Annotated in this window: 15 protein-coding genes and 1 pseudogene; 3 read left to right on the top strand and 13 right to left on the bottom strand. The window is 40.1% G+C overall.

All coding sequences use genetic code 11. The features are described from left to right. A pseudogene (locus tag BLP54_RS08405) lies at positions 1-236 on the top strand (transposase); the annotation flags it as partial. Between the two features lie 665 nt (positions 237-901). Here BLP54_RS08405 and BLP54_RS15825 read toward each other — a convergent pair. The 11 genes from BLP54_RS15825 to BLP54_RS08475 all read right to left on the bottom strand — a co-directional run bounded on the left by BLP54_RS15825 (position 902) and on the right by BLP54_RS08475 (position 19,192). Next, complete coding sequence (locus tag BLP54_RS15825) at positions 902-4,774, bottom strand: starch-binding protein (protein WP_176754515.1); 3,873 nt, start codon at positions 4,772-4,774, stop codon at positions 902-904. A 190-nt stretch (positions 4,775-4,964) separates the two neighbouring features. Then, a complete protein-coding gene (locus BLP54_RS08430) occupies positions 4,965-6,227 on the bottom strand; it encodes a sugar ABC transporter permease (RefSeq protein ID WP_207646780.1) in 1,263 nt (420 codons plus the stop codon). Further along, positions 6,227-7,546 carry a carbohydrate ABC transporter permease gene (locus tag BLP54_RS08435; protein ID WP_081660297.1) on the bottom strand — a complete coding sequence of 440 codons (1,320 nt, stop codon included), beginning with the start codon at positions 7,544-7,546 and terminating at the stop codon, positions 6,227-6,229. Before BLP54_RS08435 ends, BLP54_RS08430 begins: the two co-directional genes overlap by 1 nt. 11 nt (positions 7,547-7,557) lie before the next feature. Next, complete coding sequence (locus tag BLP54_RS08440; protein ID WP_090168757.1) at positions 7,558-8,826, bottom strand: extracellular solute-binding protein; 1,269 nt, start codon at positions 8,824-8,826, stop codon at positions 7,558-7,560. A 267-nt stretch (positions 8,827-9,093) separates the two neighbouring features. After that, positions 9,094-10,107, bottom strand: a complete 1,014-nt coding sequence (locus tag BLP54_RS08445) for a LacI family DNA-binding transcriptional regulator (RefSeq protein WP_090168760.1) — start codon at positions 10,105-10,107, stop codon at positions 9,094-9,096. 80 nt (positions 10,108-10,187) lie between these two features. After that, positions 10,188-12,440 (bottom strand): glycoside hydrolase family 31 protein, encoded by a 2,253-nt coding sequence (locus tag BLP54_RS08450; protein ID WP_090168763.1) that lies wholly within the window; start codon positions 12,438-12,440, stop codon positions 10,188-10,190. 175 nt (positions 12,441-12,615) lie between these two features. Further along, positions 12,616-14,385, bottom strand: a complete 1,770-nt coding sequence (locus tag BLP54_RS08455; RefSeq protein ID WP_090168765.1) for a methyl-accepting chemotaxis protein — start codon at positions 14,383-14,385, stop codon at positions 12,616-12,618. 17 nt (positions 14,386-14,402) lie between these two features. After that, entirely contained in the window at positions 14,403-15,710 is a 1,308-nt protein-coding gene (locus BLP54_RS08460) for an ABC transporter substrate-binding protein (RefSeq protein ID WP_090168769.1), read from the bottom strand. Positions 15,711-15,884: 174 nt separating this feature from the next. Further along, entirely contained in the window at positions 15,885-16,733 is an 849-nt protein-coding gene (locus BLP54_RS08465) for a carbohydrate ABC transporter permease (RefSeq protein ID WP_090168772.1), read from the bottom strand. Then, entirely contained in the window at positions 16,733-17,698 is a 966-nt protein-coding gene (locus tag BLP54_RS08470; protein WP_090168775.1) for a carbohydrate ABC transporter permease, read from the bottom strand. Before BLP54_RS08470 ends, BLP54_RS08465 begins: the two co-directional genes overlap by 1 nt. An 84-nt stretch (positions 17,699-17,782) precedes the next feature. Beyond that, the gene (locus tag BLP54_RS08475; protein WP_090168776.1) at positions 17,783-19,192 is read right to left on the bottom strand and encodes an ABC transporter substrate-binding protein; all 1,410 of its coding nucleotides are present in this window, start codon (positions 19,190-19,192) and stop codon (positions 17,783-17,785) included. Between the two features lie 169 nt (positions 19,193-19,361). On the opposite strand from BLP54_RS08475, the gene BLP54_RS08480 reads away from it, so the two are divergent. After that, positions 19,362-20,144 carry a helix-turn-helix domain-containing protein gene (locus BLP54_RS08480; RefSeq protein WP_090168780.1) on the top strand — a complete coding sequence of 261 codons (783 nt, stop codon included), beginning with the start codon at positions 19,362-19,364 and terminating at the stop codon, positions 20,142-20,144. A 7-nt stretch (positions 20,145-20,151) separates the two neighbouring features. Here BLP54_RS08480 and BLP54_RS08485 read toward each other — a convergent pair whose 3' ends face one another. Together BLP54_RS08485 and BLP54_RS08490 are read right to left on the bottom strand one after the other, a co-directional pair. Beyond that, positions 20,152-22,866 (bottom strand): GH36-type glycosyl hydrolase domain-containing protein, encoded by a 2,715-nt coding sequence (locus tag BLP54_RS08485; RefSeq protein WP_090168782.1) that lies wholly within the window; start codon positions 22,864-22,866, stop codon positions 20,152-20,154. Between the two features lie 145 nt (positions 22,867-23,011). Continuing rightward, the gene (locus BLP54_RS08490) at positions 23,012-23,656 is read right to left on the bottom strand and encodes a type I phosphoribosyltransferase (RefSeq protein ID WP_028246521.1); all 645 of its coding nucleotides are present in this window, start codon (positions 23,654-23,656) and stop codon (positions 23,012-23,014) included. Positions 23,657-23,825: 169 nt separating this feature from the next. Here BLP54_RS08490 and BLP54_RS08495 point away from each other — a divergent pair, with 169 nt between their 5' ends. Further along, on the top strand, positions 23,826-25,109 hold the full coding sequence (locus BLP54_RS08495) for a diguanylate cyclase domain-containing protein (RefSeq protein ID WP_090168784.1): 1,284 nt from the start codon (positions 23,826-23,828) through the stop codon (positions 25,107-25,109). Positions 25,110-25,150: the final 41 nt, after the last annotated feature.

The following is a 25,150-nucleotide window of genomic DNA, read 5'->3' on the forward strand; positions in this document are numbered from 1 at the left end:
CTCGCCATGTTTGGGAAGAATACATGGAAACATGTGAAGACATAAGACATACCTTAGGTATGAAAGATTTATACTCTCACAGAAAAGAAACCATTGAAAGAATCTTTGGAACAGCTAAAGAGAATCATGGTTTTAGATATACACAGATGTATGGTAAGGCGCGCATGATAATGAAAGTCGCGCTTACCTTTGCGTGTATGAATTTAAAGAAACTGGCAAAAATACAGCAAGAATGGGATTTGAAAATGGCCTAAAGGAAGGCCTTTTTACACAAAAATCAAAATATAATCTTAGAAAAAAGGAAAGGATGCTGCAAAATTTTAGTTTTGCAGCATCCTCTTTGTCTACACTCTGAGCTTCCCGACTGTATAAGTCGAGAAGCTTTATAATCCCATTCATTACATAGAACGAACAGATTTTTCATAAACCTCATTAATTGTTGTAGCGCCATATTTGCATAGCATAATAAGGTATGTAATAAATGCTCCTGAAATTATAAATATAAAAAATGCTCCTAAAATTGTATCTACGCTTATCCAATTGATCTATTCTCTTAGCCACAACAACAAAAACCGTCAAAATAACACAACCCATGAGTACCGAGTTTCCAATCAATCTCTTATTCATTTCTATCTCCAAAATCTAAATATCAAAATAATAGAGTTCTTATTTGTCACACAAGCTCAAGATTATATAAAGATTTTTCTGCGTTAACAACGATAATAGAATACAATTTTCAATTTAGTCTTATTGGATGCATTTGTGCACTTTGTAATCGCTTTGTATAAATGACACACATTTTGTTATAAATAAGCAAAATAATTCATAATAATTAGACTAAAATAATATATATAAAAAATAGCCTGAAGCTTACGCCTCAGGCTATAAAACTGCATATTATTTATCTCCAAAAGCCTCGGAAATAATCGAATAATTTTTTAACAAAAACAATTACCTGCTCTACCACATAGCGAACTACCTTCTCAACCTGCTCTCTAGAAGGTTTTTCTGGAGCTGGAGTTGGTGTTGGCTTAACTTCAGGGGTAGGTGTTGGTGTTACCACTGGAGTTGGTTCTGGTGTTGGGGTTGGGGTTGGCTCTACTATTGGTGTTGGCTCAACCTCTGGTGTAGGTGTTGGCTCAACAACTGGAGTACCTGGGTTTGGTGCAGGAGCTGGTTCTGGCTCTGGTGTAGGTTCTGGTGTTGGAGTAGGTGTTGGTGTTACCACTGGAGTTGGTTCTGGTGTAGGAGTTGGGGTTGGTTCAGGAGTAGGTGTTGGTTCTGGCTCCTCAGCTGGTTCCTCCTGCTTAAGCTCCTCCTCGCTTGGTCTTACAGTAGTAACAAGAGTCTTGTCACCTTCAATCTGATCATGCTTTCCATTGTCGTTTACGATTAACTGAAGCACAGGTGCCACTTCCTCAGCATGTACTGTGATTGGTGCGAATGTTGTGTCAACAGCATCTTTAACCTTATGCATGAAATTAATAATATTATGTACAATATCGCCTACTGTGATTTCGTCAGATTCCTCTGTAGCCTCTGACTCATCGCCAGACTCTTCGGAAGCTTCCTCAGCAGCTGTAGCTACTGGCTCTTCAACCTCAGTTGTCTCTTCCTCTGCTACCTCTTCTGCTTCTTCCTCAGTCTCTTCTGCAACTTCCTCTTCTACTAACTCTTCATCAGCAACTACATCCTCAAGATACTGACTATCGATATCTACTGAATGCCATCCGTTGCCGATGTGAGTCATCTTTGTTCCTGGCCAGTCACCAAGTGGTGAACCCGCAGACGTTCCATCTGCCTTCTTAAGCCAGCCATACATAAATACGTCACTGTCCCAGTCAGCATCAAGCTTGTAGTAAACTCTTGTCTTTCCTTCTGCAAGCTCTGGCTCTTCTTCGATTGCCTTAAATGCCTTTGGCTCCTCTGGATTAGAAGGTGCTGGTTCCTGAGGCTTTTCATTTACATCAGGTCTCTCAGAAATAAGGTCAACATTATTAATCTGCTCACCATTACCATTGTTATTAGCGATGAGATGTAATCCATTATGTGACAATGCATCTTCGCTGACACTTACTGAATACCAGTTGCCACCGATGTGCTGCATCTGCTTTCCTGGCCATCCACCAAAGTATTCTGTGTTGGCACCATCTGTCCATGCATACATGCTAACTTCATCCCAGTCAGCCTTGTTGTAATAGTAAATCTTTACCTCGCCATCCTTTAAAGCTGGCTCTTCCTCAACAGGTCTGTCTGTTGGCTCTTCGATAGGATTGAGCTCTGGATGAAGATTCTTTTCTAACTTAAGATTATCATTTTCAAGTGCATCTAAAGCTGCTGCCTTTGAAGCATACTTATACTTAGCGCCAATGAAGTAAACCTTCTTCAAGCTGTCGCACTTCATATCCTCAGTCTGGCGCTTGTCATCATCGCTTGTTGGCATATTGTTAAAGATGATGTTGAAGTTTGAGCTTGGAGCGCACTCAATAGTCTTCTTCCACCAGCCATCTCCCTCATATTCACACTGAGAACCTGGCCAGCTTCCCATATCCACATCGCCCCATGTATAAACACCTACATTTCCCCAACCAGCTGCATCATAGAAATGAACGGTTGTTGATGTACCGTTGATACCTGTTGCCTCTTCTGCCTCAGCCTTTGAAGAATACTTGTCTACAACAAGATTTCCACCTGGCTGATCTGCTGAAATAGCGATTACATTCTTGCTCATGTCTGACATTGAAATGTCAACTGTCTGAGCGCCGTCGTTGTTGTTAAAGATAATTGAGAAGTCATGGTCGCCAACCATCTTTACGTCAGCTTTCCACCAGTATCCCTCTTCATTAACAATTGGTGCACCTGGCCATCCACCAAAGTGCTGTGTTCCGTCTGTCCACGCATACGCATATACGGATTTCCACTCCTCTGTGTTGAGGAAGTAAACTGTCTTTGTAACAATGCCAAGAGCGTCCTCTGCCTCAGCCTTGCTTCCATATATCTTATTTGACTTTGCAGTCATAAATCTGCCTGACTTAGAAGTTACTTTAAACTCAGCAGACTTATTTGTTCCATCTGTAAATACTACTTTAAATTCCTTCTCTGGAATGGTAACCTTCCACCAGTTATCCTGTGTATAATCACAAGCATAACTATTACCGTTAACAAGAGCGCTAACGTTAGCCCAACCATCGGTGTTGTGAAAGAAGATCGTGGAATAATCTCCATCAGCTGGTGTATCAAGAACAACTACTGACTTAGCAGGAACTGTTCCATAGATATTTCCATCTGATACTGTATAAAGTCCGTCTCTTCCTTCTACTGAATCAACATAAGTTCCATCTGAAAGATTAGTCTGCGAATCAAGTGCAAAATCATTTTCGCTTGCATTTACAATTACAACTCCCTTAGTACCTCTTTCAATCATTAAGATTGATGAGTTATTTCCTGGATTTCTGAGATTCTCAGAAAGTCCTTCCATTGCTGTTCTAAACTTGTTAACAGCAGCTACCTCAGGTGCTTTGTATATATCGCTACCTGCATCGCCGATGCGATTAGCACCCCATGGGTTCTCAGCTGAGCTTCCCTCTGGACGGCTGAAGAAAAGTGGAGTTCCATCGGCACGTGCTGCAATAATTGCCCATCCAAGGATAACTTCTCTGTCGTCAACCTCGTTATAGCTGTGATCATTAATATAGTTATCGTGAGACTCTACCCAAGTTACAAGCTTGTTTGAATCAGCTGTGTAGGTAGTTCCCATAGATGTGTCATCACTAATCTTGTAGCTTTGAAGCTTCTTTACAGAAACATTGCCTGAAGATGTAGCATTTCTGATTGCCCCACCGTAATTGCTGGCAACTGTTCCGCCAAGCATATCCTGATAGGCAGCAACACGTGATGCATCGCCATCAAGTACTTCGCCGTATACGAAAAGGTCTGCATAGTCCTTTGAACCATATGCATCAATGGCAGACTTCATATTAGGATAGAAGTTATTTCTGTCATCCTGACCTGCATACTCCTCTGGTACCTTGTCATCAGGAAGTGCGATGTGCTTAGCAGTATCAATTCTAAAACCATCTGCTCCACAGTCGATACAATCTTCAAGGAAATCATAGAAGTACTCCTGGAATCCAGGATTCTCTGTATCAACGTCTGGAAGACCACCCATTGCATCGTATGTAACAGATACACGGTTGTCATACTTCATTCCACCATCATCGCCATTCTCAACCTTTGCGCCGATGTGATAAAGAGCATCCTCTCCACCTGCAGCTGCCTTTAAATCCTCAGAAACCTGATCATATAAAGGTGTTGTGTGGTTAGGAGCGATATCTACGATGATACCAATGCCGTACTTGTCAGCCTCGTCACACATAGCCTTAAATTCAGCACGTGAGCCAAGCTGATAGTTTCCAATCTTCCAGTCTGTTGGCTGATAGTGATAGTACCAACGACCTTCGTCTTCTGTGTCTCCATAAAGAGCCATTCCGTTATGGATAGAAAGACAATCATTGATTGGTGATGTCTGAACTGCTGTGTAGCCTGCAGCTGCAATCTCTGGCATCTTCTCCTTTATGGTATTAAAATTCCAACAAAATGCGTGTAGAATTGTGCCATCATGAATTGATGACCTTGTGACAGCAGATGCTGCCTGAACTGAATCCATTCCCTGTGTAGCAAATACACTAAGATTTGCACCAGGAATGCCTGCTACCATGGCAAGTGACATGGCAACTGCGACGAATCTCTTCGCCATCTTACCCATTCTTTTCATTAATGTGACCTCCCTAAACATACTAGTTTTTAGATGCTTGCCTAAGGCATCTGCGCAACTACTTGCGCATAAGTATTTTTAGAGATTTCCTTCCCCCATTAATTTAAAATATAAGGCTTTGACACAAAAAGGTCAATAGCATTATTTTGTCATTTTAATGCGCAACCCTATAAAGAGTTGCGCATGTAATTTAACCTTTTACAGAACCGGATAATCCTTCTACATAAAACTTCTGTAACCATATAAATAGAATGACAATAGGTATTGCTACTATCACTGCCCCGGCAGCAAACTGTGTATAATATCTATCGATACGTCTGAAATCTGTCAACCAGTATAAACCTACTGCAACTGTGTACGAGCTTTGCTTATCGCCAAACAGCATACTTGGGAAAATGTAATCCGACCATGCTGCAAGGAAATTAACAAGTGCCGTATATACGATAATTGACTTTGAAAGAGGCAATGTAATGTGAGTAAAAATCTGTAAGCGTGATGCCCCGTCAATTATGGCTGCCTCATCAACAGCTCTTGGAATAGTATCGAAAAAGCCTTTGCTTACGTGATATCCCATAGCCGCTCCCGCTGCACTTACAATGATAAGTGCCACAAGTGACTGATTAAGTCCGATTCCCTTAAGGATGTTATAAACTGCAATCAGCGACATAAATCCTGGGAACAAACCAATAATCATAAGCACGTTCATAAATGCTTTTCGTCCTGCGAATCTTGTACGGCTCAATGTAAATGATGTAGCAAGAATAATCAGTGTGTTTAACACACATCCACAGATAGCTACTATAAATGTGTTTACCCACCATTTTCCAAATGGAATTACACTGTCCTTGGCAAATAGCTTTGTAAAATTTGAAAGTGTAAGTCCCTTTGGGAAGAAATATCCTACATAATATCCCTGCTCTGCACGAAGGGCTGTAAGTAAAATCCAAAGGATTGGAAACATCCAAATAATTCCCATTATAGTAAGTACAATATAGCCAGTGTTTGTCTCATTTAGCTTCATAACAAAGATTAATGTAAGAAAAGCAAAAATGAATCCACCATAATAACCTAATCCCAGATCCTTGTTTAAGAATCCCCTGGCCAATCCAGCTTTTTCAACTATTGTCTTCGTTGAAAATAATAATACTGTTATGGCCACTGTATTAATTGCCTGAAGACATTGCCATATCTGCACCTTCACCTTTGATTTTGAAATCAGATTCACTACCACAAAGCCAAAGGATAATATCGTAAATACGATAGTTCCATAGACAACTACATTTAATTTACTTCCACCCTCTGTGTGAATTAACATTGATGTCATGTGGAAAAAATTATGCTTGCTGCCTTCAATATTCACATAAGGGAGGAACAAGCAGATGAACTGCAATATTCCAAACACTACTGCCCTTGTGAAATACTTTATATTTAATCCTATAACCGCCTTTTTCATCAGCTGAATCCCTCCTCATTCTTAAGTGAATTTGACCTTGAAAATGATATCAGGGTAAAAATCGCTGAAATAACAAATATAATAATTCCGATTGTTGCCGCTAAATTAAAGTCGTTGCTATCCTTAGTCAGCTTGTACAACCAGGTAACTAAAAGGTCTGTCTTTCCTGCACCCTTATAGTAATCAAGAGTGTGTGGTTCACCTGCTGTCAGGAAATAAATAGTGTTGAAATTATTAAAGTTGCTAATCAGGTTTGAAATCAGATATGGAGTAGTTACGAACCACATATATGGGAAGGTAATCTTCCTAAACATGGTCACAGGTCCTGCTCCATCGATTCTAGCTGCCTCATATAATTCCCCTGGAATATTCATTAATATGCCGCTCACCATCAACATTGTAACTGGAACACCTATCCAGAAATTTACAATGATAACTGAAAATCTGGCCCATGTAGCATTTGATAAAAATGGAAGTGCTGCATTGGTAAATCCCCACTGCTGAAGAAGCACATTGAATATTCCTTTTTCACCTAGCATTGTAGCTACTACTCTAAGCGAAATAAAACCTGGTATTGCCATGGTAAATACGAATATCGTTCTCCAGAACTTTTTAAATCTAATACCCTTTGAATTGATAATCATTGCTAAAATCATTCCACCAAAATAGCAGGTAAATGTGGCTGCAAATCCCCATACAAGAGTCCAGCCAAGTACAGGCCAGAATGTAGATGCCAGTCTGTCGCCTGTAGAAAGCAATGTTATAAAGTTCTTTATTCCTACCCAGTCAAAAAGATTTCCTGGTGGCTGATGATTCTGATCGTAGTTTGTAAATGCCATCAGAATCATGTACAGAAGTGGCATTACCGTAAATACGATAAGTCCTACCACTGGAACACTGAGTAATAAAAATCGGATGTTATTGTTTGAAAGACTTCTTACATCCTCCAAAAAGTTGTTGTTATGTTTTCCTGCCAAAGCTCTGTCTCTGGCAGCCTTTCCAGATGAAACTGAAAATAATCCAATTGATATAACAACACATGAAATAACTATTGTGATTACTCCGTAGAGAAGAATCAACATGGAGTTATCTCCGGCTGTCATTTCGTATATTCCGATTTCCTCATTGAAATTCATACCCTGCAGCTTGTCACCAAGAGTGATTAGCTGGGCGAGATTTCTCGCCCCGCTAATAATCATGAAGAGTATGTATGAAATTTCTAATGAAAGAAAAATCAAACCTTTAACTATCTGTCCGTGGATAATATTTAAAAGACCCCAGACCACATATGATAATTTTGTATAAATATCCTTAATCATAATAATTTCTTCTATTCTGTAAGAGTTCCTGTAATGCTGTCTACTAATGAATCAAGCTGAGCCTGAAGGTTTGCTGATGTAATATCGCCATAGTAGATTCCTTCGCCAAGAGCCTTCATAGGATCCCAATAGTCTCCCATCTTTGGAATACTTGGCTGGTTTGTCGCGTAAGATGCCTGCTGGTTAAGTGCCTTAGCTACGAAATCAGCTGAGATAGCTTCGCTAGAAGCCAATGACTCAAGCACTGGAATATCTCCCTGATTCTCATATCTTGTAAGACAGTTTTCTGGATTTCCCATAAATACTGCAAGCTGCTGTGCTGCAAGTGGATACTGTGTATTTGACTTAACAGTGATTGTCTTGAAATCTACGAAGTTTGAAAGCTGAACCTTGTTGCCTCCGATTGTAGCTGTAGGAAGTGCAACTGCTCCAAGCTTGTCCCCAAGTGCCTCTCTAAACTCTGGTGCTGACCAAGCTCCTGATGTGATAGCACCAAGGTTTCCTGCCTTGAATTCAGAACCTCCTGCTCCATCTAAATCTTCGATGTACTTAGGATTCTTTACAAGATCAACAATATACTGACCAGCTGCAAGACCAGCCTCGTTGTTGAATGTGCAATCTGTTGCATCCTTACCGTCATCACCGAATAATGTACATCCATTTCCAAGGAAGAACATCTCTGAGTACCATGAATCAGTGATGTGTGTACTGAAGTTGTACTTTCCATCTCCTAAATCCTTAGCCATGATAGTATCCAGATCCTTCACATCTTCCTCTGTGAGAAGATCCTTGTTGTAGTACATGAAAAATGTATTTGGTGAAAATGGAACTGCGTAAGTGATGTCGTCCACTGTAACTGCATTTAAAGCACTCTCTGGAAGCTCATCCTTGATTTGCTCATAATCCTTTGTGATTGGAAGAAGGAGTCCCTTTCCTGCAAGATCAGCTACACCACCTGATGGTGTGTAAAAAATATCTGCGGCTGTATCAGCATCTGTATCGAGAGCCTGTGGCGCCTCGTCTATACCAACTACTGCAATCTCGTATGTGATGTTAAATTCATCATGAATCTCATCAAACTTCTTAACCATTGCATCTGTAATCTCTACCTCTTCTTCAGGTACCCAGATCTTAAGTGTGACATGCTGTGTCTCTCCCTCCTGAGCTGTAGAAGCTGTAGCGCTACCCTCGCTACTTCCGCTGTTAGCTCCACAGCCTGCCACTGTGCCTGCTACCATTGCAGCCGAAAGCATGGTAGCTACTAATCTTTTCATTTTCATTCTTTGTTCCCTCCATACCTTTTCTTTGGTTTTGCGTTTAACTCATTTTAAAGAGTTAAACATTCTTCTTCATTTGTTTCTTTGGGTTTTATTTAGGTTAATCGCTTAACTAAAATATAGTCATCGAACCCCAAATCGTCAAGAGGGATTTTTTATTTTGTGATTAATTGACAAAAAGAGACCAATTTAATTTGGCTAAAAAATACAAAAAAGGCTTCCCCGAAAATGGGAAGCCTTACACCTCATCCGTCAGCTTTGCTGACGCTTTTATTCACTTATATCCTTTACTGACTGACGTTCTATCAGCTGCACCGGCAAATGCAGATCTTCTCCGCCATCCTTTTCTCCCTCAAGAATCCTGAACATTCCTTCCACAGCTGCTTTAGCCTTGGCAGAAAAATCCTGAGAAATTGTAGTAAGCTTAGGCGTCATGAATTCGCACTCTGGTAAATTATCAAAACCGACCACGGAAATATCCTCCGGCACCTTAAGACCACACTGCTTTATTCCTTCTACTACACCAAAGGCAACCACATCCGACATGGTGGCTACGGCAGTGTATTTCTTCTTTGCAAGCATCACATCCAGTCCAGTGCTTACTGCGTTTTTGTATATAGTATCTACCTTGAAAACATCATCCTCAGTAAAATCTATATTAAGCTCCTTCAGGGCTGCAGTAAAGCCCAGATATCGCTCTCTTACTACTCCTGTCTCATGATAGTCAGGGCAGACTAAAGCTATATTTCTATGGCCCTTTCCAGCCAGATATCTGGCAGAAAGATATCCACCTCTATAGTCATCCAGACCAACATTAACTGTATCCTTGATGTCTGAATATGTATCAAGAAATACTACAGGCGCACCCAGAGCTTCCTGTATTTCTGCCACATCCTTTTCCATTACACCAAGGAAAAATGCTCCATCTACGTTCCATGAAGAAAGCAGAGGTATTACCGCCCTGCAGTCTGGAACGCATCTCAGCATAAGATAATAATCCCTGTTTCTTACAAAACGCTCGATGGCAGCCACCATGCGGGCATAGTATGGGTTCATGAGGAAATCATCCTCAGCCCCTATATATGGAACCACCAAACCAAGAATCTTACTCTCTTTTTTAGCGAGAGATCTGGCCATGGCATTTGGCTTATAGTCTACTTCTTTGATGATTTTTTCTATTTTTTCTCTGGTTTCCTGAGAAACCTTGCTGTTGTTACCATTTAGAACATTTGACACTGTAGCGGTACTAACCCCGGCAAGTGCCGCAATATCTTTTAAATTCATCTTTATTCCCCATTCTTAGATTAAACGATTAACCACTAATAACTATAAGCCTTTTGCCAATTGATTGTCAATTAATTCACCTACATTAACTCAAGCAAAGCATCCTTAACCATAAGGTTAATATTAGCACCTGAAATCCACTGCTTTAGCTCATCCATAGACTTACAGCTTCTGACTGCATCAAAGGTTCTCTCCTTTTCCAAGATATCCATCCAGCCATTCTCAAGGATAGAAAACGCTGCAGCCTCAATATCATTCTCAACTCTTAGCTTTCCTTCAATCTCCCAGATATAATCCTGCTGAACTGGAATCTCAGGAGTAAGATGGTTCTCCACTTTTCCTTCCAAACCAATAACCTGGATTTCGTATGTACGTTTTTTTGGAATAAGTGAAAGATTGCCCTCTGCCCCATGGATAACTACACGAGTGACATTCCTATCACTAATATATTCAGTGGTAAATCTTGTGGTTACAAAATCTCCATTTTCAAAGTTCTTGCTGCAACCATCATCCTCAAACATGGTAAACTCACCATTTTCTCCTGCACCGATAAGAAGTTTAATGTTTACTGGATTACTTACATCATTTCCAACATTCAATGATAATGGCACTATTCCACCAGCCTTAATAAGAACTGGAATGGAATCAATTGTTCTGTAAAGATTTCTTCTGCCTTCTGTATATCTGTAGCCTGTGAAAATATCGAACCAGACGCCCTCTGGAATAAGCATATTTGCCTTTGCCATACGGAGATTATCATCTGTCTTTTCAGTAATTGCTCCTACCAAAAGATTATCTCCAAAGAAATATTCATTTCCTACCTCGTAAGCATCCTTCTTATCGTTTATACGATAATACATTGGTTCCAAAAGCATCTGACCATCTGTGTACATCTTATAATTCATAGAATAGATGTATGGAATCAGCTGATGACGAAGGCGCATAAATTCTCCCATAACTCTTCTATAAGGCTCAGAAACATTCCAAGGCTCCTTATTGAAGAATGGGCTGCAGCTGCTGTGTAATCTCATAATTGGAGAGAATACACCAAACTGAATCCATCTTATAAGACGCTCCTCATCCTTTGTGCCCATCATGTGGCCACCAATGTCATGGCTCCACCAACCGTATCCAATGTTTGAAGACAACGCTGTGAAATAAGGCTGAAAATCCAGACTCTTCCACGTAGCTACAGTATCTCCTGAAAATCCCACAGGATATCTGTGGCTTCCCACTCCGCCATAGCGAGAGAAAATCATTCCACGACGATTTCCTCTGTTTGAATCCTCATAGTGATAATGATTCAAAAGGAATAATGGGTCTACAGCATTTTCCTCTCCGGTGCCCTGCTGCCAGTCTATCCACCAGAAATCCACACCATCATCCTCATAAGGATCCATTACTATATCAAAATAAGCTTTTCTAAATTCAGCATCTGAAAAATCAAATTCAATTGGTCTTTCACTGGCAGGATCCACTCCCAGTCTCTTTGCCATCTTTTCATACATTGACTCAAATGCTCTGATTCCATCTGCTGGATGTAAATTAAGTGTTGTTGCAAGTCCCCTATTTTTTAGTCCCTTCAAAAAGCCCTTATAATCTGGAAATAAATCTTCATTCCAGGTATAGCCTGTCCAGCCAGTTCCGTACTTTGGATCAACATTTGTAACATGCCAGTCCATATCCAAAACTGCCACTGAAACAGGGATATTCTCCTGCTCCATTTTATCTAAAAGCTGATTGTATTCCTCTGCTGAATAGGCATAATAACGGCTCCACCAGTTGCCAAGCGCATATCTAGGCAGCATAGGTGTTTTTCCACAAAGTGTGAAGAAATCCTTCAATCCGCCTCTGTAATCCTTTCCATATCCAAAGAAATAAAGATCATGCCCTTTATTTTCTCTTGCTACAAATTCTCCATCAATCAGCAATGCACTGTCACTGTCATCAAGGACAGCAAAACCCTTTTCTCCAAAAATTCCATATTCAAGACAGACACCACCATCTGCGTTATCAAGTGTACGGGCAGTACCATAAAGGTTTTTGTCTGAATTTCCATAAACGATGCTATAATGCCAAACCTCGCCGTTTTCTTTAAGCTCAATAGTCAGACCATCTGTGGAAAACTCCCTGCCATCGTATTTAAAAATCAAATCATCTGTCTCTAAAATAAGGAGTCCATCCTTGTGAAGTGTTGTGTACTCCACCTTTGGAAATGATCTGTTCACCACCATCTGAGTTGGTGCATCAACAAAATCATAACCAGCCTGATACTCCATTCGAATAAGCCTGCTGGTAAGCACAGTTATTCTATATTTATTTCCAATTGTCATCGTCGACCTCTCTCTACTACATAAAACTATAATTACAGAGCTCGAACCTTTTGTTGGGGATAAAAAGAGATAAAAAAGAATTTTAGACAACAAAAGGTTTTCGCCATAATAAGCGAAAACCTTTTAACCCATGTCCGTATTATACGTTGCACCAAATCTAATTGCAACTATTATTTTACAGAGATGTAAATTTCTGAGTTGTATCGTTCAGCTGCTCTGTAACCTCGGTATTCTTGTCCATGGCCTTGAAAATGTTCTTAATACCAGTAACAATCTCTGCTGAATTCTCTGCACTCATAGTAATTGCTGTAGAGCTTTCACGAACGGAATTTGTAATTGTATCTACAGAATCAACCATATCCTTCATAATTACATTAAGGCTTTCTGCCTTCTCAGTAAATTCTGTAAGCATCTCGTTCATAACCTCTGCAGTATGTCCATACTTCTCGCCAGTATCAACGAACTCATCATAATCTCCGATTACAGTTCCATTGATGAAATCAAGAACCTCTTCTGCACTGGAAGCCAAAGTCTTAACTGCCGCTGTAACTTCACTGGCTATCTCCTGAATAGTAGCTGCGGTCTGTCTTGAATTAGCAGCAAGCTTACTAATCTCATCAGCAACAACTGCGAAGCCCTTTCCTGCTTCGCCTGCTCTTGCAGCCTCAATAGAAGCATTAAGAGCAAGAAGATTTGTCTGGCTGGCAATGTCCAAAATATCATTTGTAAGATCACTAATCTGATCAACTTTCTCTGAATCCTTAACTGACTTTTCAAGTGTCTCTGAAAGATCTGCCATCTTAATGCCTACATCTGACTTCTTGGTATTAACCTTAATCTGAAGCTCCTCTGCCTCAGTCTTAATTTCGTTTGCTGTCTGCGAGCCTTCCTCAGCCTGATTTGTAATCTTTTCAGCTGCTTCTTTAACATCCTCAACACTCTCATTGATTGATGCAAGAATACCAACTACAGATTCCATATTAGCTGAAAGCTCCTCAAGTGCTGCAGAGGAACTTGTTACATTATCATCTGCAATCTGAAGCTGTGAGTTAACCTCCTCAGAACTATCTCTAAGTACTCCTGTACCATCCTTAACATCCTTCATAATTCCCTGAAGTGTCTCGATGAAATGATTTATACCATTCTTGATATAAAGAAGCTCTGATCTGGTCTTTGTATTAATTCTTGCTGTAAGATCGCCCTGTCCCCTTTGGATGCTATCGATAATATCATTTACCTCAGCACTCATAGACTTGATTCGTGCAACTACACTTCTATAGGTCATGAGGAAGTTGAAGATAATAAGTAAAATGAAAATACCAATACCGATTGCAGCTATAATATTTCCTCTCTTAAGAAGGTAATTCATATTAGACTTGGTATTTGAAGAGTTTTCTTCGATTGCCTCATCCAAAATCTCTGTTGAATGGATAATAGCAACCTTCTGAATCTCTGCCTTATCAAAGAGTATCGCATATGCGTTATCCTGATCTCCAGCATCACACTTCTCGATTGCCTTATCAATAAATGAGCACATTCTGTCGTACTGAGCTTCAATTTCCTGAAGCTGTGCTGCTGCGTCCTCATTGCTGTATGCGGCAAAATCTGTGGTCAGCTGTGAAATATCCTCTGCTATTGTAGACTTAGCCACTTCTATCTGAGGCAACAATGCTTCCTGCGTTTCTGCTGAGCCTGATGCTATATAACCAGTTACCTGATCATAAAGAGACATAATATCTGTTTTCAGCTTTGCATCATGTGTAGTCAGATTCATCATTGAATCAAACATCTCAACACTGGTGCTTGTAGAGGTGTTCATTGATGTCATGATCATAACCATAACTATCAAAAATGCTATAAGCATACCAATATTTAAGAGAGATATCTGTACAACTATTGAATGAATTCCGCCTACTTTTACGTCTCCGTTATCCTTCTTACTCATAACAAACACCCCCCTTCCTATAATTTAGCGTACCATTCTTCAATGGTACGATTGAACTCATCCCTAAAGCCTTCCGCAGTAAGCTCTCCATTTGCATATCTATAATAGCTGTAGCAGAAGCCTCCTTCTCCGTTACCAATACCTTCAGGCAGGTTCATCCAATGCCAGTTGGAGGTTTTTCCTGACGCAATGTAGTCTGAAATAGTCTGTGCGAATGGATCTGAAGCCACATACTTGCAATCTGTAAATGGGCTTACACAACCTGCTGATTCTACCAAAATCTTCTGGCCTGCATCCTCTGAACACCACTGAAGAAACGCCTCAGATGCTGCCACATTTCCTTCCTTGAATACTGCCCACCATGAAGGTGCCGCTGTAAGTATTGTCTCCATTCCATCCTCAAATGCATATGGAACCATTCCTACCTTGAAGCTTCCAGCGGCTGCATAAGCTTCAGAAGAGGTAAGAGATGCACCAATCCATGAACCCTGTGTGATAAATGCGTACTTTCCAGCTGCGAAATTTGCAACCTGATCATCGTAAATACCAGTTGTTAAAAGCTCTGGGTCAGAGTATTGATTAAACAAACCTATCATATTTGCAAAATTTAGGAATCTGGAATCATCCACCTTCTTATCATTTGCAATCATATCGATGTAGGTTGTATCATCACGTGCCAATCCAGAATCTATATATGCGCCAGTAATATGATTACCAGCTGACCAGCCTAAATTAACTGGCTCTGCACAATAACCAATTACTGCTTTAAGTCCTAATGCATCCTTATTAGCAGCTACTGCTTCGAAAGCAGCACGAAGAGCATCTGGTCCTGTGATAGACGCTGGGTCAACACCGCACTTCTCTAAAATGTCAGCATTATATGCCAATCCGATAGCCTCTGTAGTATAAGGGAAGCCCAGAGTTCCATATGTACTGTCTACATAGGCGGCCTCTGTTCTCTTTGCCCAGTCCTGATTGCTCATATCTACAAGCAGACCTTCCCAATTACCAAAGCCCGAAGCCTCGCAGGCAATTATATCTGGCATCTGGTCAGACAGATAATATCCCTTTAATGTTGCCTGTGCATCAACACCAGCTGGGACATTAATCACCTTTACCTCCACGCCAGTGGCTGCCTGATAAGCCTTAGCAAGCTCTTCAACCTGAGAATTAATCTCACTTTTGATGTTTACCATCGTAATTGAGCCACCAGCAGATGTATCACCAGCATCACCACTTGCTGCCTCTTCCTGCTTTCCACAACCACCCAAAACAGTGGCCATAACCAGGAACAAACACATCCACACACTAATCTGCTTTCTCATAAGTTTTCCCCTCCTGCCCTATTAGTAAGCATATGTCTACCCAATTAGTATAGGGAACTTAGATTAAAAAACTGTGAATTATCTATTAAAGTTCATGTCTTAGAGAATATTATCTGATAATTATCCTAGACAAAAAAAGAGTCTCCCGAAGGAGACTCAATAATTAAAGGAGCACTATTCCTTTACACCACCAAGTGCAACACCTGCAATGATGAATTTTGAAAGGAACAAGTACGCGATGATAATAGGTACGATTGCAACAGTAATCATCATGTAAACCTTTCCCATATCGAAGTTCATATAATCAGCACCACGAAGAGTAGCAATAAGAATAGGAACTGTAGCCTTCTCCTTTGACTGGAGAATAAGTGCTGGAACAAAGTAGTTATTCCATGAACCTACGAATGTGAAGATGGCCTGTACTGCAACAGCTGGCTTCATGATAGGGAAGATAATTCTGTTGAATATCTTCATCTCAGAGCAACCATCAATTCTTGCAGCCTCAACAAGTGAAAGCTGAAGGTTTGACTGAAGGTAGCTGTACATGAAATAGAAAACAGCTGGTGATGCAATCGAAGGTAAAATAAGTGGAATTAATGTATCATATAATCCCATATTTGTAATCAGACGAAGGAAACCAAGTGCTGTAACCTGTGTAGGCATTACAAGGATAATCATGATGAATGTAAATGCCACCTTCTTAAGCTTGAAGTCATAAACATAAAGTCCATAAGCAGTAAGTGCTGAGAAGTATGTACAGATTGCAGCGCAAAGGCTGGATACGATAATACTGTTTCCGATACCCTTCATCATCGGGAATGTACCGTCATTAGCAACTGCGTTAAAATTCTTACCGAAGTAATTCTTTGGAAGAGCTGAGAAGCCCTTCTGTAAATCTGCATGCGAACATGTAGAGTTAATAATCAAAATATAGAAGAAGAATAAGCACATAAAAGCAAGAATAATTAAAACTAAATGTGCTATGAAGCTTCTTGCAACTCCCGCAAAATCTTTTCTTGCCATTAGTTCTTTCCTCCCTTCGCTGCCTTCATTCTCTTCTTGGCAGCTTTCTTTTCAGCCTTTGCATCATTATCCTGTCCGTTTACCATCTTATAAACAACAAGGCAAAGAATACCGCTGACAATAAACAAATAAACTGAAAGTGCACCTGCGCGACCGTAATCTGGAGCGCGAAGTAAGTTGTTGAGCCACATAATAAGTGTGTAGCTTGTTCTGTTTGGATTTCCCTGTCCGTTTGTAAGGATCTGAGGAACGTCAAACATCTGAAGACCACCGATAAGTGATGTGATTAATGTGTAAGTCAAAATAGGTCTGATAAGTGGCAATGTGATATGGAAGAATGACTGTCTAGGTGTGCAGCCATCGATTGATGCAGCCTCGAAAATATCAGGGCTGATACCCATAATTGCCGCCATAAGCATGATTGTTGTATTACCAAACCACATAAGGAAATTCATAAGTGCAATAAGAAGTCTTGTTCCTACTGGTGTTCCCATGAAATCAATTGGTCCATTTACAATTCCAAGACCTGTAAGGATGTTGTTAACAGGACCTGATGTTGAGAACAAAGTAAAGAATAACATTGCAAATGCTGATGCCATAATAAGATTTGGTAAATATATCACCACCTTGAAGAACTGTTCACAACGGATTTTAAGTCGAACATCTACAAACCATGAAGCAAGTAGAAGTGCGATGATAATCTGCGGAACAAATCCAATCATCCAAAGGATAAAGGTATTTCCCATATATGTGAAGAAATCCGCACCCATCACATTGATATAGTTATCAAATCCCACGAAAGATGGTCCTACGATACGAAGACCAGAGCGGTAATATTCATAAAAACTATACCTAATCGTGTCTAACAGTGGTATCAATGAAAAAATGAAATAAGTCACAAAGAAAGGCAATATGAAAAGGTAGCCATACTTTGCTCGGCTTATACTTTTTGCTTTTTTCATAATGTAAATCTCCTTAAAAAGTCGGGGCAGACTTATGCCTGCCCCATATATATTTGGGATGAATAGAGAAAGCTAAATTAGATATTTCTATTCTGGCCAGTTAACAGCTGTGATATCTGGATATCTCTCCATAATAGCCTTTTCGAAGTTAGCCTTAGCTGTTTCGAAGTCAACCTGACCCTGGAAGTAATCACCAAATGAGCTCTGGATAAGCTCTACACAACCCTGATCATATGGTGAAAGTGTTGTCATCTTGATAGATGCAGCTGCTGGCTGGAAGTACTTGAATGGATTCTCACCGCCAAGGAACTCAGCACCAAAGCTCTCGTCCTCTGCGATTTCCTTCATACCAGACTGTGTATTTGTGAAATCAAGATAATCCTTTGTAATCTTCATAAGGTTATCCTTGTTTGCTGTAACAGCAAGGATGATTTCCTTAACGTGCTCTGGGTTATCTGTACCAGCACAACCGTGAACGAAAGAACCACCCCAGTTGAATGCCTGTGGACCATCTGTAACTGCCCATTCACCAGCTTCGCCATCCCAGTTTGGATTAAGTACGAAATCGATACCCCAAGCTGGAAGTAAGAAACCAAATACCTTTGAAGCAGAACCCATTGACTTGTTCCAATCATCTGTCCACTGACCCTTGATGTTCTTATCAAGAAGACCAGCATCAAGCCAATCCTTAGAATCGTTAATCCAGTTGATGATCTGTGGATCTACGTTAATCTCTGTTGAACCTTCCTCAACCCATGGAGCTGAAATGCTGTTTCCATAAGCACGGAATGTATCTGCATAACCTGCAAGTGTGAAGTAACCCTTAGCCTTAAGCTCTTCGCCTGAAGCCTTCATTGTTGCCCAATCAGCAACCTTTGCGTGAATCTCGTCTGGATCATCTGTTCCAAATGTATCCTGAGCGATGTCTCTACGATATACGAAAAGACATGGGCAAGCCTGCCATGTAGAACCTCTCTGTACTCCGTTAGCATCAGAAGCAACTGTCTTTGTGAAGTCATACTGATCAGCTAAATCTGTTTCTGGGTCAATACCGAGGTCTGTAAGTGGAATAGCTACATCTGCCTCAGCGTCTGTATACTTAACAACATAATCTGTCTCTGAAAGGAACATATCAATCTTGTCATCATCTGCTGCTGTAGCCTGGTTTAAAAGACCCTCATCAAGCTTGCTCTGATATACACCGTCCTGGTTAGGATTTACTGTCCAGTGAATCTCTGTACCATCTGTAAGGTATGTGATTGTTCCATCGTCAGATGTGTGATCGACCTTGTCATAAACTGCCTCAACTCTTGTTCTGAACTCGTCGTTCCAGCAGTAAATGTTAATTACCTTTCCTTCTTCGCCTTCTGCAACATAGCTGCTATCCGCACTAGCATCTGCTGCACCGCTGTTGTTACCAGCTGCGTCTCCCCCGCAAGCTGTAAGTCCTGCTACCATAGAGAAGGCAAGCATAAGACTAACTACTCTTTTTTTCATTACTTTTTCCTCCTTAAAGAAAACTACTTTGGGATTCCGTTTTTATCTCCCTTAAACGTTTACTATATTAATTTTTCGGCAATCTTTTTAATATCAAATTCATTGCTAAAATATAAAAATCATGCTATGCTTTTCTAAAAATTTAATCCGTTTTATAGAGGATAAAATAATGAGTAATATGAGTAATTTATTTATTAATGTGAATGACGACGGTGATGAGGTTGTTCATCGTCATCAGAATGCCGAGCTGTTATTCTATCAGCAGGTTGCCAAGGGGGATATTGATGCCATCCGTGAAAACTGCTTAAAGCATGAGTTTTTGAATCAAGCAGGAGTTGGCATTCTTTCAAAGGATCCTCTACAGAATCTGAAATATCATTTCGTTGTTTCTGTCGCCATTATTTCTCGTCTTTGTGTAGATAATGGAATGGAAATGGAAAAATCATACAGACTTTCAGATTATTACATTCAGTGTTTAGATGACATTACTTCTATAGAAAAGATGGAGCAGCTTCACGACCGAATGGTCACTGACTACACTGGCAAGATGAAAATCATTCGTCAGAATGCAGGTCTTTCACGTCCTATGACAGAATGTATGAATTACATCTTCTCTCATTTAAAAGACCGTATCACTGTAAAGGATCTTGCAGAATACACAAGCAACTCTGCCAGCTATATTTCACGTCTTTTCAAAGAGGAATTAGGTGTTTCCACTAGTGATTATATTAGAAATGCAAAATTGGAAGCTTCGAAGAATCTTCTTAGATATAGCGATTACTCTCTTGTTGAGATAGCAAATTATTTTTCATTTACGTCTCAGAGTCATTTCTGCCAACTCTTCCAGAAAGAGACTGGCCTTACACCAAAAAAGTACCGTGAAAAATATTACGGTACTCATTGGAAAGGAACTGATGGGGATATAATGGATTATATCCCCCATGAAGAATGAAGATATGTTATCCTAAAGTCACGATAATGCTATTGCATTTTGGAAGGTTATCAATAACTTCTCGTGAGATAGTAACCTTAGTTTCATCAAAGGCGAGTTGGCCCTCATTAAGGCTGGCCGCCTTTATTTTATATGTGCCCTGCTGAAGCTTTGATGCATTCGCATATACGATATCAAATCTCTTATCAGCAAAGTTCAAACTAATCTTAGCCTCGCCGGCTTCATCAAACTGTTCTTTTAAAAGTGCAGGAGCAAGAACCAAATTTCCTGCCTCCCCCTTAACGCCAAACACCTCAGTAATCATAGTCAATAAATACCATGATGCTGCTCCAGTCAGGTAAGGATATTTACCTCGACCCTTAGCATCAAAATACTCAGGGATGCCTGGATACATGTGACTTATATTGAAATTCATAGAAGCTTCTGAAAGAGCATTAAGTGATTTGTATCCCTCTTTAGCGAAGCCTCTCTGATACAATGCATTTGAATACATCACAGCCATATGTGAAAATACCGCGCCATTTTCTTTCTCCCCGTAAGCAAAGCCGAACATTCTGCCAAGGTCGCCCTTAAGCTCATGGAAGTCAGTATTCAGCCTGTAACCTCCAATCTCTTCCCTGTACAGATATCTGTCTGCAGCCTTACTTATATATTCTATCTGCTGGTCAGTTGCCACATTACCCATAATTGCAAACACCTGACCTGTCAGCATCATGCGAGTTTTTTCATCATCCTTATCGTAGCATTCAACTCTACGACAGCTATCATCGTAGTAGCTATTGAACCATCCCTGGCCCTCATCACCTGAAATCCATTCCTGTTTATTCAGATGTTCTGTAAACCATTCTGACATTTCCATAAGCTTAGAAACCAATGTAGATACTGGAATAGAAATCTGCTTACCAGAAACATCTCCTTCAACAAGCTTGCAATACTTATCTAAAAGCTTAGTCTTTTCTGTTACTGATTCGTAAATCTGAACGTATGAATCCAAAAGAACGTTAAGCTCAGAGGCAATGGAAATAGTATCGATGCCGGTATTCTCTGCATATTCCTGAATCAATTTCGAAAGGTCTTTAAGATTTCCAGCATATGCGTATGAGAATGCAACGGACTCACCATTATGTGATGCCATATCAAGAGCATCGTTCCAATCAGCTCCACGAAGCCTTAATGTATTGTGCTCTCCCACCTCGTAGAATGCGCAAAGGTTCTGAACGAGAAGATGCTCGATGATTGAGCCCTCGTATACCTTTCCACCTTCGCTGTACTGGTGATTGCCTTCTGTTTCAAACTTCTTGTCGATAAGATTTCCTCTGTGGACAATAGAATCCTTGAAATAAGGAACCTTTTCCTTGAGAATCTCATAATCACCAGACTGATGTATGTATAAAAGCAATGTCTTAAGTGGCCAGTACGCGTGGTCCATCCAGACTCTTGCGATTCCATTTCTATCTGCAATAAAGTTGCCAAGACCGTCACCGATGATTGTGGCATTGGTACCATCCATTCTGACACCACCAAAGTTTGCAACAAGCATCTTGCGAACGTCATCTGGCTCCATGAAGAGAAGTGCAAGGCAGTCCTGCCATAAATCTCTCCATCCTCTTCCACCTCTTCCGTAGTCATGATATGGAAGGAATGAGCAACCATAAACTCTTCTAAGGAATGGCTGGAATGCTACCCATGCCATAAACTCATCGAATTCCTTGTTTCCTGTGTGGAAGCTAACATTAACTTTGTTTTTCCAATATTCCTTTGTAGCCTCAAGTGCTTTTTCTACATCAGCTTTTGATGCAAGCTTCTTCTTTGCGTCATCAAATTCTGCCTGATCTTCTGCCACACCAATTAATACCGTATATACGATTTCTTCCTTAGGTTCAAGTGTAGCCTTCGCAAACTTTAATCCACCAACAGCCTCAAGACCAGCGAAGCTTTCACCAGCGCCACAGCCTGCTTCCTGACGATATACACTTCTAGGCTTTGAGAAGCTTCCTCCCTCACCTATGAAAGACTCTACTGTAGGGAAGAAAGACTCTGGCTTATTGCCTTTCTCATCAAATCCAATTACAAAATATGTTTTATTATTAAGTCTATGCCCCTTCTCATCAAAGGACATAGTTGGCTTTACAGTAACACCATCTTCTATAGTAGAAATTCGGTGGAGCATAGATGTAACGTTTCTATGATCACGAAGGTTATCTGCAGAACGTCCAAAAATAGGAATTGCTGCAATAGGGGTTATAACCTTTGTCTGTTCGGAGATATTTTTAATTGTTACTGACATGACTTCAACATTTGCATCTACAGGTACAAATGAAGTAATCTCTGCCAATACACCAAGGCTACTGTTTGCTCTTGTAGCGGTATGCCACATAAAGCCAGCGGAAACAAGGCTCTCATCCTGCTCCATTGTGAATTTCTTACTCTCCTGCTCTGCAGAAGTACCAACAGCTGACCATACAGAACCGTTGTCCATATACAGCCAGAAGTTACGGCCATTTTTATTATTGTGGAGGTTCTCCACGCTCACTGGCTCGAGAAGAAAGGTTTCCTGATTTACCATAGCGTCACCACCAAGATTTGGTGTAACAGATGACTTTAAACCCTTCTCACCAGCTATTGGAAAATAAAGGTAGCTTGTGTCCTCGGCTCTGCCGATTTTAAAGCTTCCCTTGTTATCTAAAAACTCAAACTTACCTGTATTGATTGTTTTTAACATATCATACCCCTCACGAAATTTATTTTGTGATTATGTGGTGTATTATACGCCGTGGTTTTAAAAAAAGTTATCAAATCCGTTATTTAATATCAGATTTGTGAACTCAAAAAAATAAGCCACCTCTTTTTTAGAGGTGGCAAAAAAATTATCGTAATTCCGAATATCCAAATGAATTGACAATCGCGTCGATTGGTACCCCCTGCTTGCAAAGAGGGCAGTCATGAAGTGGATAAGAAGCATAATTTGGAATATCCTCATCGTGGAATACTGCAGTGATGTCGATACCAGCGACCTGGCGTACAGCAGAGAAAATAGCACAGGCGCCACTTATCTTTGCTCCATAATACTTAACGCATTCTGCAAGACTTTCTACAGTACGTCCTGTACTTAATGAACCAAAAAGTAGAAGTACATTTTTATCACGTACAGTTAACTGCATATTATCACGGAAAATACTTTGTCCTGTAGATGTAAGCTCTGGAGATGTGACATAGATTGTCTTGTGCTGATTATAATTTGCTACTCCAGCTTTTGTAAGTTCCATAGCTAGAAATGTTCCAACAACTTCCATGTCATCGGCACATACGATTGTGTCAACGGGAGTTTGTACTGAATAATGCATAGCAAGAAGCTGGGCAACACCCTGTGCCTCGTTGCATCTGGTCTTCATTGTACCGATTTCCATATAGTTAGTGATGTGTGAATGATTGGTAGCAAAATGACCAGGAATAATCTTGAGCGCGACTTCTGAATTTAGTGGTGCAGGAATTTTAGTATACTCTTTTAGCATAATAACCCCCTTTTATTAACCTAATATTAATAACCCCATTTACAAAATACTCTCTAGCAAAGTTATTATATCATACCCTTAAAATTAAAAGTGTGAATTTTTTAATGCAACTATTCACAATTTTTTTACTATTGTTATGTAGAATAAACATAAGATATTAGGGGGCATTATGGAATTATTCAGATTCAGTGATGAAATTCAAACTGCATACGAGCGATTACCACATGCACTGGCTATCTATCAATTTATAGATAATCAGATTTTTGCCATTATGTTATCTGATGGATATTGCGAATTATTCGGGTTTGAGGGCAAGGATCAAGCCTATGAGGCCTTGGACAAAAATGTTTATCATAATATCCACCCAGCCGATGTATCTCGAATTAATGACGAGGCTTATCGCTCGTTGATGGCTGGAGATACTTATGACATCATCTATCGCTCTCGCACAGCTGGAAATGACGATACAGCTGAATATAAAGTTATTCATGCCATTGGAAAGCATGTAGATATGGAAAATGGAGTACATCTTGTTCATGTAGTTTATGCAGAATCTGGCGATCAAGTAACTAAAAAAATTATGGATTTACAGGAATCTGTTTCTTCTCTTCTTTCAAATATGCCTGCCATGACATTCTCAAAAGATGTTGTTACAAGAAAATATATTGCTTGTAACCAAGCCTTTGCGGATTATGCATGCAAAGAAACTCCAGAAGGTGTAGTGGGGCTCACTGATTTTGAGATTTTTGATAAGGAAACCGCACAGCACTTTGTAGATGATGATAAAAAGGCCTTGGACATGAATAAACCTTACATCTTTTATGAAGATGTGCCAGATGCAGATGGAAATCCACGCCGATTTCAGACTACAAAGCTTAAATTCATGGATGCTACAGGAAGAACCTGTCTCCTTGGACTATGCCAGGATGTGACAGATGCCATGGTAATTAAGGAAGAATATAACAAGAAATTGGAAAATGCTCAGAACCGTGCCAACGTCGATGCTTTGACAGGTATAAGAAATAAAGCAGCCTACGTTGAGTTTGAGAACAAGCTCAATAAGACTATTAATGAAAAAGGCTGGGTTCAGTTTGCTATAACAATATTTGATGTAAATAACCTTAAAACCATCAATGACACTCTAGGACATCAAGCAGGTGATCAATTCATATGCGAAGCCTGTAAAATAATATGTACTAAATTTAAACACAGCCCTGTCTTTCGTATTGGCGGTGATGAGTTCGTAGCAATATCTCAAGGGGAAGACTTCGATAACATAGAAGAATTATTACAATATTTCAGCGAGCAAAATAACGCAGCTATAAAGAGCGGTGGAATTGTTATAGCTTGTGGTATGGCCATTTATAACAATGAAGGTAGTGTATCCCCAGTGTTTAAAGCCGCTGATGAACAGATGTATAAAAATAAGCAGTATTTAAAGAGTCTACAATAACTCATAGTAAAAAAATGGACTGGCGATTTCGCCAGTCCTTA

The sequence above is a fragment of the Pseudobutyrivibrio sp. 49 genome, from assembly GCF_900100545.1.
GTDB lineage: Bacteria > Bacillota > Clostridia > Lachnospirales > Lachnospiraceae > Pseudobutyrivibrio.